Below are 13,090 nucleotides of genomic sequence, written 5' to 3' on the forward strand. Positions count from 1 at the left end.
TAGCCCCATTATACAAACTTCCACTTACATAAGGTTTATCTATATCATCATCTAAAAAAGAAATAATCACTTCATCTCCTATTCTTGGAGTATGAAAAAAACCTGAATGATTACTTGCTATACTAGAAGCTACTCTTAAAAAAGGAGTGTGATGATAAGATTTATAAGTATTGCTTGATAAATTAGAAGAATTTGTATCTATATCATTTGCAATAAAAGTATCATTATCTAATTCTTCTTGATTAGCATAAAGATTAATCCTTACCTTAACCCTTCCATGCTCATCAGTATAAATAGTATTTCTCTCACTTTCTATATCCTTACTCTCTCCTATAACAATACCTTGAGTGCCATTAGGAGCTTTAGGTTTAGCTTTAAAACTTGGAGTAAAGATAATATTCTTTTTTAATAAAGTTAAAGTATTAGAATAAGATTTACTTAAATTTAAATCTTTTAAATTTAAATGATCATTAGTATTAATAGAATTAGCTAAGATGGCATCATCAATTAAGATTTGAGTATTAGCAATAATAATAAAGTCTTTAAGCAAAGAAGCTTTATCTTGTTTTTCTTCATCTTGATTTTTTATTTCTTCTTGATGATTAAACTCCTTATAATTTAAAGTGATAAAATCTCCTAAGCTAAGATGATAAATATTACTTTTTGCTAGTAAGCTTTCATTTAATACTAAGGCTCTTTTTTCTTTAAGAGAAGGCTTAGTCTTTAAATCAATGCTTTTTGTAAAAGAATATTCACTCTCATAAAAATGTTCATTATAATAAGCTTTGTTATTAAGTTCTTGTTCATAAGGAACTTTACTAGAGTGTAAAGATAAAAGATTTAAAGGAGTATTGGCATTAATACTAGAATGTGTAAAAGAATTAGTTCTTAAGCTTTGCTCTTTATAAATAGAAGAAATACAAGCTTGATTTAAAATATTATTAATATTAGGATTATACTCAATTTCTTTATTTTTTACATTTTTATACACATCACAAAAATAAATAGTGTTCTCATCTTCATAAAAAAAGATTCCATTATTATGGCTTAATCTTGTAATAAAGTCTAAATCACTTTCATTGTATTGAGAGATGAGTTCTTGTTCTTCATAATTAAAATGTATATTAGAATAATCAATTTCTTTATGTAAGATATCTTGATAAAAACCAAGGGTTTGTTTAATCACTTCTATAATATTAGTATGAGTATAAATACGATTGGCTTTATTTAAAGAAAGTCTTATCAAGACTGATTGAAGCTTAAAAGAAAAAAAATGCTTGTATTTTATTTGCTTAGTATTTGAAGTGCTATCATTAATATTTAAAGCACTTTCATGATTAATACCTAGATATTTTATATAAGTGATAATTCCCTTATAGTTTTTTACTTCATTGTTATCAAAGTTTAAGGTATTATTCTCATAAGGATTATGGATACTTAAAATAGCTTCTTGATCGATTAAAACATTAGGATGAAAATTAAAATCTTGACTTAGATTAAATAAGCTTTCATCTAAACTTTCAAAAAAACCTTCACATTCTATAGAAAAAAGTTCTTCAAGACTTTCTTTGATAATGGCTTTAGTGATTTTAAAGGGTAGGGGATTTGAAGTAGAATTTGATATATCAAGACTCATATAAGAATTAAGAGACATTGATGATCCTTTTGGGGGTTGAGTTTATGGTGTTTATAATTTCACTATGTTTTTAATTTTTATATTTATTATTTTAACACAAATAGTCTAAATTTGAGTAGAAAAAGAAATTGCTTATTTTTGTTATTAAAATCTATTTTTTATCTAAATTTACTTCTATGATATTAGATTCTTTTTCGCTGTTTTGTGTATTTTCTAAACGCAATTTTATTTTATTTGCACCCATGGGAGTTAAAATAGTAAAATATCTAATATTATTTTCATAAAAATCCCAAATTTCATCAAATTCCAAATAATTTGCTAATCCATATTCTTTAAACTCACATTCTTTATAGATTGATTTTAAAAATTTTGGCACTTCATTAATAATAAAAAGTATTTTGATTTTTTCTTTTTGAGAATTAATATCCAATTCTTTAATCAGATTATTTTGATATTCTTGCTTAATTATTTCTATTATTTTTTTATTATCACAATTTTTTAAATCATTAAGATTAACATCCATTTCTTTTTTTAACTCTAATTCTTGAGGAAAATAATTTGTATTCTTATAATTAGAAGCTTGTGGTAATAATATATTTAATTGTTCATCGCTTTTAAAAATTAATTTCGCTATATTCATAATTTTAATATTTAATTCTAATATAGCGTAAAAATCTTTTTTAGAAAAAATTTTATCTACACCTTTTTTCATATTTACAATATCTAAATTCTCATCAGATAAAAATTCTATAAGTTTATTTAAAAATATAGGTTGAGGAAGCATTACCACCCTTTAAGCTCTAAACTTTCAAGCTCTTCTAAACTCATTGCTCTAATTAAAATCCTTTCTTTTGATTGAATTAAAGAAAAATCTTGTAGTTTTTCTAGTGCTTCTTTATATTCTAAATATCCTAAAGGTTTATCTTCGCTAATGCTAAAAAAGCTTAATCTCCATTTGGCTTCTTTATCTTCATCATCTAATTCAAAATTTTCCCAAGGTTTTTTAAAAAGAATAGTATCTGTATCTTCACTTAGGGTGAAATTTATTATTAATCCATCCGGTGTTTCATAAAGTTTAGGTATAGCTTCATAAGCTTCTTCCCAACGCCTTTGTAAAAGTTTTAAATCTTCCATAAATTTTTCCTTAAATATAAAATGAAATTATAACTAAAAATCTTTTTATATTAAATCATAAGGAAAGTATTTACACAAAGCTAATTCTATTTTGTTTAATCATTCTGGCACGATTGATAAGAGCATAAAGGGCTAGAAATTCATCGTTAATTATTCTTTCAAAAGTTTCACTGTATCTATCCCCATCAAACTCAATACTTTTCCATTCTATAATTTTTGCTTTAGCATTAGTGATAAAAGATATATATTTATCTCTTTGTTTATCGTGTTTAATACCTGCACATAAAGGTTTAAGTGCTTCATCATACCAAATCACTTCTAACTTTTCTTCTTTAATGATTCTTAGTGCTACTTCTTTTGTTAGATATTCTTTGATGTCTTTGATATCATGATATTTATGCCAATAATTTTCTTGCAACATTTTATCAATGGCTTCTTTTTCACTATCAAAAGAATACTCAAATTCAACACCGCCCCTTTCTCCAATATAAACAGCTTCGTATTTATTATTATTAGGATTAAACCAAATTGTAAAATGATATTCTCCTGCTGTATAATCATAATCACGCCAAGTTACATAGATTAACTTTTCTTCTTTTATAATTAATTCTGCTTGTTCTCTTGTCATTTTCTATCCTTTATTATTATATTTGTTTGATAAAACCTAATTGCATTAAGTTTTCTATGGAAATAGGAAGTTTAATCTGTGTTCCTCCACCTTCTTGTTCAAAATGTGGAGATATTTTACCTATTTTTGGGGAATGGAATTCGTTTTTTGCTTTTAATTTATCAATTTTACCTTTTAATACTTCATTCCCACTCATTCTAACCTTTCTATCAACACTCTCCATGTTAATATCTTCTAATACTTCATATCTTTTATAGGTTTTTTGCATGGCTTCATTATCTTCATAAGGCAATGATCTTTTTTCATAAGGTATTGCTCCTTTTTTCTCTTTAAAAGGACAAACAAAGCCACCTGAATTATCCCCATATCTGTCTAGTTTTGCCCCTTTTTTTAGAGTGACTTCTCTTGGTTTAGGTGGGATTTTATAGCCATATTTATTAGGCCAATCAATCTCCCCATCTTCAAGAATATAATCAGGACTTCTAGGTTTTGGAGTATCTTTAGACCATATTCCATTATGCTTATAAAGATGAACTTCTTTATCACTTACCTTACCTTTTTTATTTTCATTTTCCAAATATAAAAGCATTTTTGCTTTCTCTTTGCTTCTTTGTGCCGCTCCTAATTTACCTCCTATCCCTTCCCATCTTATCCTATCATATTTAATCTTAGCAAGAGGACTAGCTTGTATTTTAGCTAAAGCAAATTTAATCTTATTCTTTTTAGGTATAGCAAATATAGGATAACCTTTTATACTCATTCCTATCAAACCCATTTGTAACACAGAATGTTTATTATTAACTTTATGATCTGAATAAGTATAAGGAAATACTAAAGCTACTTTAGTACAAGGCCCTCCTAGTATAGGTGGATTTAAACATCCACTTATACTGGCTCCTTGTATTTCATTATTAAGCATAATAGGAACATTGTCTGATTTTATTCTTTTAGCTTTTTTTGCTTTTAACTTAACTCTACCTCCATGTAAGCATACTAAAGTATTATCTTCTAAGATAGGATGCATACAAGAAGTATCAGGACTTATATTAATATCTTTTATTCTAGGAATAAGGATTGTTCTTTTTTTAGCCATGAAAAGTCTTGTGGGTTTTAAGTATGTTTTCTAGTTGTTCATCTTTAGCATAAAGAAATTTTTCTTCTAAGGAGCAATCAAAGTTTAAAGGAAAAGGTTTTAAGGTATTTTTACTTAGAAATTTTTCCCAAAGTATAGAATTTTCTTTTTCTGAAAACTCCCAAAAATCATCTTTATTTTTATAAACATAGTCTTTATAATCTATAAAATTTACAAAATTGATATCTATATCTTTTTGTTTAGAAAGTATGCCTTGTATGTTTTCTTCTTCTGTGTTTTTTGGAATTTTGTTGTAATTAATAAGATAATAATTAAGTCTATCTTCATTTAACTCTTGATTGTCAAGTTCATTTAAAAACTCTTTAGAATAATAATTTAAAAAGTAAGTATTTGCGTATTCTTCTATATATTCTTTAAAACTTCTTTTATGAATTAATTTATCTTGATTAATGGGATAAGATTTTAAAGTATTATTTTTAGAATCTAAAGTATGATCATATCCTACAAAAAAATAAGAAAAATCCATAAAAGCATAATCAGCACTGATGCCTTTACAAAGATTTAAAAACATATTTTCAAGTTCTAAAATGATTTTATCTTCTTTGCTTAAATTTAATTCTTTTTGTATCTCATCTTGACTTTTTGGAGTAAAAGTATGATTGATTCTGTGATTATAATTGTTAATTAAATATTCTAAGCTTTCATCACTAAAATTAAAGCTTAGCTCAAGTGAAGAATTAAAATAAATATCATATTTATTAAAGCAGGGTGCTAAATTATCTTTTTCTATAAAAGTATCAATTTGATTTTGAGAAAAATTTTCTCCTTTTTCATCCCAAAAAGGAAAATTAGGAGAAAGATTTTTAAGCATACCAATCTCTGCCAAATCATTTTTTTGATAATATCGATGTAAAATATATTTACTTTTATCCCTGCATAAACGATTATAAAATTGAGTATAATTTGAAGGCAAAAAATCAAGCCATTCATCATCACCATGTAGATTTATGCCTTCAAATTGATCAACACTAAAATAAGCTTTAAACTCTTGCATAGTTTTTAAGGTATTTTCTAAATGCTTATTATAAAATTTGTCTTTATTGGCTTGTTTAAATTCAAACCAATCTTTGGCATTTAAACGCTCGCCTTTTAAACTCCAAGCATTAAGATATTTTTCATCACTAAAAGTTTTAGTAGAAAAAAGATAAAAGCTTACTCGATTAGAGCTTAATGTTTGTTTCATTTAAATTCCTGAAGGTGTTTGAGGTGTTTTTATTACTATTTTTAAAAACCTTTTTCAAATTCTTGTGAAATAAATTTTTATTTTTCACTATTTTCCTTTTTGTTGCCTAAACTATGAATTTTTTCACACCATTTATTAAAATGTCGGCATTTTAATCTTATATTATCTATGCCTATTTCTTTAGCGATTCTTCCACCGTGTAAGATTTTATTATAGCTTGGAAAAGATAAAATCTTTTTTAATCTATTTGACGGACTTGTTTCCTTACTATTGTTGATTAATTCTGGATTATTGTATTTTTCGATAATACATTCTAATTCGCAAATGAGTTTTTCATCCCATTCAGCGTCTGCTTTGATAATTTTTGTAATATCACTAAAAAGCAAACTTTCAAATTCATGTGGTTGTATATGGCTAAAAAATTTATTTGTATTGCATTTTTGTTTAATTGCTTCATCAAAATCTTTTTGTATTTTTTCAACGTGTTCATATATATTTTTATTACATTGTTTTTCTTTTAAAAATCTATTATCCAATCCATAGTAATCAAACATTGTTGTCATAAAAGCTTTTGAATCCTGTTTTAATTTTTTAACAATAAAATTAACCACTCTATCATATGCAAGTCCTCCACCTTTATGTCCTTTAGATGTAGGTATTATAAGTGGAGTAAGATAAATATTAGAGTTATAAAAATACGATCCTAAAGTTTCATTGATAAATTTCTCTTCACTTTGTCCTTCGCAAATCACATAACATCTTACAATATCTGACATTATTTTGGTCTCCCGCCTATAAGATTGCTAGCCCAAATTTCTCCAAGTGTGTATTCTTCAAGCCAAGCTTCTAATTTTTCATCATCCATTCTTGTAAAAATAGACTGATCGTCTTCCTTATCTACAACTATGATATCTTGTGCTTCAAAATGGTTTATCAATTCTACAGATTGAGAAGAAATAATGAGTTGTTTTTCTTTAGCCACTCTCTTAATAATTTCACTTAAAACCTTTAATGCATAAGGATGTAGTCCCAATTCCGGTTCATCAATAATAATCGTTCCCGACATTAGCTCAAAAGGCTGAAGTAATAAAGTAGCTAAACATATAAATCTTAAAGTCCCATCAGAAAGCATATGGGATTTAAAAGGAGTATCAGGATTATTTTTATGATACCATTCTAATTGTATATTTTCATTATTTCTAAAAATAAATCCTCCAAAGAAAGGAGCGATATCTTGTATAGTTGTTACAATTTGTTCATAATGTTTGTTGTAGTTATCATGGAGCATTTTAAGATAAGCTGCTATATTTTGCGCATCTTCTTTAAATATAAGATTGTCATTTGCATCACACATTCTCTTCATCTTGGCTGTATCGCTTGTATCATGAAAATGATAAAGTTTCCATTTTTTGATTTCATTTAGAACATGTTGTGCTACTTTTTTAGAATAACTTCGTTCTATTATATCTGAAAGATTACTTTCTAGTTGATTACTTCCTATAAGTTCTTCATAATTTGTATAATCCCCATCAAAGAAAATATATTCTTTTGATATCATGAGTTTATTTTCACTTGTTGGAATGAGAATGGTGTAATAACTGTTTTTGCCAAAAGCAAATTCAAGATATATATTTTCAGTCTTTTTTCCGCCAAAATGTAAAAAATTATCAGGTCCTTTATCTTGTGTGTAAAATTGCAAATTTTTATTAAATAAAGCATTAAGCATTTTAAACACTGAGATAAAATTACTTTTACCTGCACCATTTGCACCGATTAAGATATTTAAATTTTTAAGTTCAAATTTGGATAAATCTTTTATAGATTTATAGCCTTTTATTGTTATTTTATTTAGCATTTATAATCCTTTTGCATTCTCACAAACCTTCCTTTAGCTTTTCTGAAGATTCTGATTTTCGTTAAAAACTTCTTCTAAATCTTCTGCATTATTTAAATTTAATCTTTTTATCACTATTTTATTAGGTGCTACTCCTTTTATATGATGTAGATATATTTCTTTAAAAACTGTTTTTATACTTCTATGTAAATGCCTATGGTAAATAAAGCCACTTCTTGCATCACAATCTCCACCTTTTTCTGAAAAAATTCTCAAACGAGAAGTTTGAACATTTGATACTTCAGACCAATTTTGCTTGTTTTTATCCTTTTCATTTAAGATTTCTGCCACCTTTACTTTTTTCAATCTTTTTGTTTCTTTATTAAACTCACTCACTTTTTTTCCATCGAGTGCTAGTTTTTCATGTTCTTCACGCGTCAATACACTTCCTGCTACATTTTCTGTTAAATGTGTATAATGATTGCACACAAAGATGTAATCAAGTTCATATTCTCTAGCCAGTTTTAACTCAAAGCTTATTTGTTCTGTTAGGCTTTGAACTTGGACATTTTTAACTTCGACTAAACTAGGAATACCATTAATACTTACTAAAAAATCAGGTATAGTATGATTAAAACTATGAATGTTAAAATTCGCATCCAGTTTTCTTTGATTGCTTAAATAGCGTGTGGATCTTTTCCCAAAAAGCAAAGAAGTGACATATTCTCCTGCATCTCCTATGAGTTTGGGTGAAATTTTTTTCTTATTATTTTCCAATTCTTTGCATTTTTCAACTTCTTTTTTTTGCTTTTCCTGCAAATCTTCCTTAGTTTTTTTAGAAATTCCATCTGCTTTTTTAATGGTCTCAAGCTTATGCTGTGCGCTTTTTAAAAGCTCTTTTATTTGTTTTTCTTTGCCACCATAAGAAGCAAAGCTTTGCTCATTTTCAAGCATACTTTTAAATTCCTTAGGACTTTGTAAAGCAAAATGACTTGGATGTTCTACATTGGCTATTTTTCTTTGAAAAGTAAGGGTTTTTTGTTTGATATTGCTTAATTCTGAAATGACAAAGCTACTATTTAAAGTAGGCACAGGATCAAAACTAGATTCTCCTTCATTGCGGATTAGTCTGGGTATAAGACACCATTTATAATTATACTGACCCTTAACAGAATTTTCATAAAATTCCTCTAAAAAATCTTTTGTTACTGTTGCCACACCATTTTCTATCGGGATTTTTTTTATGCACTTGTTTATATTATCCTTACTTGTATAAACATCATAAAATACATCGTATTCATAATCTTTTCTTTTATATTCTTTAGTAGGTAAAGCATCATCTTTTAATTTATCGAATTCTTCATTGATTTTTTCATTGCTTTGAAGTTTAAGTTTTTCAATTTCTTTTTCTTTTTCTTCATTGATTTTTTGTATATATTCTAAAGAATTACTTTTATTGATGTGATATTCATCTTTTTTTGTTTTTTGGTTTTTATTCTTGTTTTTTTCTCCAATCATATGTTCTTCTTTAGGCAAATAAAAGGCAAGAGAATAACCACTGATGATATCCACACTTTCAAATTCTTTGATTTTAAATTTCACATCATTAAATTTCAATGAAAAATCCTTTTTTGTTCTTTGCCTTAAATAATCTTATTTTTTATCTTTTCTTCTTTCTTCATACATTTTAATTTGTTCTGGTTCTTCCAAGCTTGTATCGATATTGTATTCTTTAACCAATTCTTCCCAAGTCTTAGCTCCTGCTTTTTTTAAGATTTTTATGTTTTTATTTATATCGCAAGTATTAGCTCTATCCAATGGGGTAGCAGGATCATAATATTCAATTTTTCCATCTTCAATCTTGTATATACCGCAATTAGCCGCATTCACATCAGCCCCATATTTGATTAGCACTTCCACACAAGCTCCTATAGGCTTTTCTTTACTTCCTGCAGCCCTATGTAAAAGGGTTTTTCCTGCATCGCTAAAACTAAATTCATTTTCTGTTTTAATACTTCTCATATTAGGATTTGCTCCTAGTTTTAAAGCTTCTTCTAAATAATTTGGCTGATTAAGCAATATCCAAACATGCAAAGGAGTGCTGCCGCTTTCTTCATTATAAGTTTCAAATGTGCATCCTTTTTTGAAAAAATACTCTATTACTTCTTTATTTTTTCCATCTCTATCAATATACCTACTAAGTGCATTAAATCCAAAGCACACTTCATCAGCTTTAAGTCCTAAACTTTCAAAATATTCCATCATTTCAAAACTTTTACTTTTATCATAAGCAATTCCTGCACAAGCTAAAGCGATAACAGGATCGATAATAGCTCTTTTGTTTTCACTATCCCAATAAGGTGTATAGCATTTTTCAAAAAATATTTCAGGCACAGGATAATCTTTTAAAAATTCTTTAACTTCTTCAAGTTTGTTAGCCTCTACAAGATCATAAAATTCTAAACATAAGTTTTTTACATATTTATCTATATCTTCTTCTAAAGATAATATTTCTTCTAAGGTTTTCATTGTTTTTCCTTTCTTTGTAAATTTAGTTTTTAATCTTTAACAAGTGATTTTAGTATTTTATAAATCTCACTTAAATCATCATGACAAAGCACATTTTTAATAAACCAATCCTCAAATTCATCCTCATCTGCTTCATCATAAGATATACCAGTATCTTCTTCAAAAGCAACTTCATAGTTTTCTGGATCTAAATTATCATACGCACCTTCCATAAAATCATCTAAATGGTTTTTTACTGCCTTTAAAAGTTCTTTGCTAGGTTTTGTATCTAAAAATGCTTTGAAATTATCTAAGCTTTCTAAAATATCGGTATTAAAATCCATAATTTTTCCTTGTGATTTTGATTTTTAATTCTTTTATTTTTTTCATTATTTTTGAAATTTAGTTTTAATTTTAAGAAAATTGCTTTTAATCCGCTCTTAAATCACCTCCTTTTACTCTTAAACCTTTGCTATCTATAATCACTTGTGTTGTTCCTACTTGTAGTATAATTTTATCTTTTGTTTGTGTAATAGTTGTATTTCCTACCCTAGAAACGATTTGTTTTTGTGCTGTTAAAACACTTTCTTGATTTGCCATAGTATTTACATTATCAGCTGTAAAAGAGCAATTTTTCTTGGCTTTAAAACTAATAGAATCATCAGCTTCAGCTTTGAAATACTCATTTGTTTCTATGCTTAGATCTTGTTTGGAATAAAATTTTATACTTTGATTGGTTTGAAGCACATAAGAACCTTTTATGGTTTCATTTTTGTTATGTCCTATTCTTTGGATAAAATCATTTTTGATATCTTGCTCTAGATTGTTATTGATTATTACTCTTTTGTCGTTTCCTATCTTTTCTTCGTGGTTTTGTCCGATATTGACTTCATTGCTGATTCCTACATTTAAAGTATTACTTAAACCTACATTGGTATCTTTAGAGAGTAGGGTATTTTCTAAATATTCAGCCCCTACATTGACATTTTTAAAACCTATGATATTTTGCATATGTCCTAAAGTAATAAATTCGGTATATAAGGCTCCCACTTCTGAAGTTTTATTATTTTTTATGGTTTGCTCATAATTATTACCTATTTCTTCTTTATAATCTTTTTGTGCTAGGATATAAATTTCTTCTTTATCTTTGTCGTTTTTTAGGGTAATTTCATTCCTTGCTCTTGCATCGGTGTTATCCACTCCTATTGTAGAATTTGCCAAAGTAAGATAATGATTGTTTATAGAGCTTAATTCATAATCTGTATTTTCTTGAAGTTTTAATGTATCTAAACCTTTATCAATCATAGCAGGAACTACGCTTAAATAACTCAATGCATTTGTAGCGATTTCTCTTTTATATCTTGGATAATTATATTGGGGCATTGTTGTAGCCCCATTATACAAACTTCCACTTACATAAGGTTTATCTATATCATCATCTAAAAAAGAAATAATCACTTCATCTCCTATTCTTGGAGTATGAAAAAAACCTGAATGATTACTTGCTATACTAGAAGCTACTCTTAAAAAAGGAGTGTGATGATAAGATTTATAAGTATTGCTTGATAAATTAGAAGAATTTGTATCTATATCATTTGCAATAAAAGTATCATTATCTAATTCTTCTTGATTAGCATAAAGATTAATCCTTACCTTAACCCTTCCATGCTCATCAGTATAAATAGTATTTCTCTCACTTTCTATATCCTTACTCTCTCCTATAACAATACCTTGAGTGCCATTAGGAGCTTTAGGTTTAGCTTTAAAACTTGGAGTAAAGATAATATTCTTTTTTAATAAAGTTAAAGTATTAGAATAAGATTTACTTAAATTTAAATCTTTTAAATTTAAATGATCATTAGTATTAATAGAATTAGCTAAGATGGCATCATCAATTAAGATTTGAGTATTAGCAATAATAATAAAGTCTTTAAGCAAAGAAGCTTTATCTTGTTTTTCTTCATCTTGATTTTTTATTTCTTCTTGATGATTAAACTCCTTATAATTTAAAGTGATAAAATCTCCTAAGCTAAGATGATAAATATTACTTTTTGCTAGTAAGCTTTCATTTAATACTAAGGCTCTTTTTTCTTTAAGAGAAGGCTTAGTCTTTAAATCAATGCTTTTTGTAAAAGAATATTCACTCTCATAAAAATGTTCATTATAATAAGCTTTGTTATTAAGTTCTTGTTCATAAGGAACTTTACTAGAGTGTAAAGATAAAAGATTTAAAGGAGTATTGGCATTAATACTAGAATGTGTAAAAGAATTAGTTCTTAAGCTTTGCTCTTTATAAATAGAAGAAATACAAGCTTGATTTAAAATATTATTAATATTAGGATTATACTCAATTTCTTTATTTTTTACATTTTTATACACATCACAAAAATAAATAGTGTTCTCATCTTCATAAAAAAAGATTCCATTATTATGGCTTAATCTTGTAATAAAGTCTAAATCACTTTCATTGTATTGAGAGATGAGTTCTTGTTCTTCATAATTAAAATGTATATTAGAATAATCAATTTCTTTATGTAAGATATCTTGATAAAAACCAAGGGTTTGTTTAATCACTTCTATAATATTAGTATGAGTATAAATACGATTGGCTTTATTTAAAGAAAGTCTTATCAAGACTGATTGAAGCTTAAAAGAAAAAAAATGCTTGTATTTTATTTGCTTAGTATTTGAAGTGCTATCATTAATATTTAAAGCACTTTCATGATTAATACCTAGATATTTTATATAAGTGATAATTCCCTTATAGTTTTTTACTTCATTGTTATCAAAGTTTAAGGTATTATTCTCATAAGGATTATGGATACTTAAAATAGCTTCTTGATCGATTAAAACATTAGGATGAAAATTAAAATCTTGACTTAGATTAAATAAGCTTTCATCTAAACTTTCAAAAAAACCTTCACATTCTATAGAAAAAAGTTCTTCAAGACTTTCTTTGATAATGGCTTTAGTGATTTTAAAGGGTAGGGGATTTGAAGTAGAATTTGATATAT

At 26.7% G+C, this 13,090-nt stretch carries 12 protein-coding genes; all 12 read right to left on the reverse strand.

Annotation, left to right across the window (positions count from 1 at the left end):
• On the reverse strand, nucleotides 1–1,654 hold a 1,654-nt coding region (locus AJ885_RS00040; RefSeq protein ID WP_251988551.1), incomplete at its 3' end, for a contractile injection system protein, VgrG/Pvc8 family.
• A 133-nt stretch (nucleotides 1,655–1,787) separates the two neighbouring features.
• A complete protein-coding gene (locus tag AJ885_RS00045) occupies nucleotides 1,788–2,420 on the reverse strand; it encodes a hypothetical protein (protein WP_070280480.1) in 633 nt (210 codons plus the stop codon).
• Nucleotides 2,420–2,770 (reverse strand): DUF4299 family protein, encoded by a 351-nt coding sequence (locus AJ885_RS00050; RefSeq protein WP_053872744.1) that lies wholly within the window; start codon nucleotides 2,768–2,770, stop codon nucleotides 2,420–2,422. Before AJ885_RS00050 ends, AJ885_RS00045 begins: the two co-directional genes overlap by 1 nt.
• A gap of 70 nt (nucleotides 2,771–2,840) precedes the next feature.
• Nucleotides 2,841–3,398, reverse strand: a complete 558-nt coding sequence (locus AJ885_RS00055; protein WP_070280482.1) for a hypothetical protein — start codon at nucleotides 3,396–3,398, stop codon at nucleotides 2,841–2,843.
• 16 nt (nucleotides 3,399–3,414) lie between these two features.
• On the reverse strand, nucleotides 3,415–4,491 hold the full coding sequence (locus AJ885_RS00060; RefSeq protein ID WP_148123891.1) for a TNT domain-containing protein: 1,077 nt from the start codon (nucleotides 4,489–4,491) through the stop codon (nucleotides 3,415–3,417).
• On the reverse strand, nucleotides 4,484–5,734 hold the full coding sequence (locus tag AJ885_RS00065; RefSeq protein WP_070280484.1) for a hypothetical protein: 1,251 nt from the start codon (nucleotides 5,732–5,734) through the stop codon (nucleotides 4,484–4,486). The genes AJ885_RS00060 and AJ885_RS00065 overlap by 8 nt, the downstream gene beginning before the upstream one ends.
• 77 nt (nucleotides 5,735–5,811) lie before the next feature.
• Nucleotides 5,812–6,510: a DUF4276 family protein gene (locus AJ885_RS00070; RefSeq protein WP_079860252.1), complete on the reverse strand. Its 699-nt coding sequence runs from the start codon at nucleotides 6,508–6,510 to the stop codon at nucleotides 5,812–5,814.
• Nucleotides 6,510–7,589, reverse strand: coding sequence for an AAA family ATPase (locus AJ885_RS00075; protein ID WP_070280485.1), 1,080 nt, complete (start codon nucleotides 7,587–7,589; stop codon nucleotides 6,510–6,512). Before AJ885_RS00075 ends, AJ885_RS00070 begins: the two co-directional genes overlap by 1 nt.
• Before the next feature lie 33 nt (nucleotides 7,590–7,622).
• Entirely contained in the window at nucleotides 7,623–9,185 is a 1,563-nt protein-coding gene (locus AJ885_RS00080) for a putative toxin (RefSeq protein ID WP_070210036.1), read from the reverse strand.
• A gap of 36 nt (nucleotides 9,186–9,221) precedes the next feature.
• Nucleotides 9,222–10,097, reverse strand: a complete 876-nt coding sequence (locus AJ885_RS00085; RefSeq protein WP_070210037.1) for an ankyrin repeat domain-containing protein — start codon at nucleotides 10,095–10,097, stop codon at nucleotides 9,222–9,224.
• A gap of 29 nt (nucleotides 10,098–10,126) precedes the next feature.
• Nucleotides 10,127–10,420: a hypothetical protein gene (locus AJ885_RS00090; RefSeq protein ID WP_070280487.1), complete on the reverse strand. Its 294-nt coding sequence runs from the start codon at nucleotides 10,418–10,420 to the stop codon at nucleotides 10,127–10,129.
• Between the two features lie 85 nt (nucleotides 10,421–10,505).
• Nucleotides 10,506–13,090: type VI secretion system Vgr family protein (locus AJ885_RS10555; RefSeq protein ID WP_222546868.1), on the reverse strand; the 2,585-nt coding region annotated here is incomplete at its 5' end.

The sequence above is a fragment of the Campylobacter sp. BCW_6464 genome, from assembly GCF_001762775.1.
In the GTDB taxonomy this organism is placed as follows: domain Bacteria; phylum Campylobacterota; class Campylobacteria; order Campylobacterales; family Campylobacteraceae; genus Campylobacter_D; species Campylobacter_D jejuni.

Excerpts from the sequence above, each read along its gene's own strand:
- AJ885_RS00045 (WP_070280480.1), bottom strand. The coding sequence starts at position 2,420 with ATGCTTCCTCAACCTATATTTTTAAATAAACTTATAGAATTTTTATCT.
- AJ885_RS00050 (WP_053872744.1), bottom strand. The coding sequence starts at position 2,770 with ATGGAAGATTTAAAACTTTTACAAAGGCGTTGGGAAGAAGCTTATGAA.
- AJ885_RS00055 (WP_070280482.1), bottom strand. The coding sequence starts at position 3,398 with ATGACAAGAGAACAAGCAGAATTAATTATAAAAGAAGAAAAGTTAATC.
- AJ885_RS00060 (WP_148123891.1), bottom strand. The coding sequence starts at position 4,491 with ATGGCTAAAAAAAGAACAATCCTTATTCCTAGAATAAAAGATATTAAT.
- AJ885_RS00065 (WP_070280484.1), bottom strand. The coding sequence starts at position 5,734 with ATGAAACAAACATTAAGCTCTAATCGAGTAAGCTTTTATCTTTTTTCT.
- AJ885_RS00070 (WP_079860252.1), bottom strand. The coding sequence starts at position 6,510 with ATGTCAGATATTGTAAGATGTTATGTGATTTGCGAAGGACAAAGTGAA.
- AJ885_RS00075 (WP_070280485.1), bottom strand. The coding sequence starts at position 7,589 with ATGCTAAATAAAATAACAATAAAAGGCTATAAATCTATAAAAGATTTA.
- AJ885_RS00085 (WP_070210037.1), bottom strand. The coding sequence starts at position 10,097 with ATGAAAACCTTAGAAGAAATATTATCTTTAGAAGAAGATATAGATAAA.
- AJ885_RS00090 (WP_070280487.1), bottom strand. The coding sequence starts at position 10,420 with ATGGATTTTAATACCGATATTTTAGAAAGCTTAGATAATTTCAAAGCA.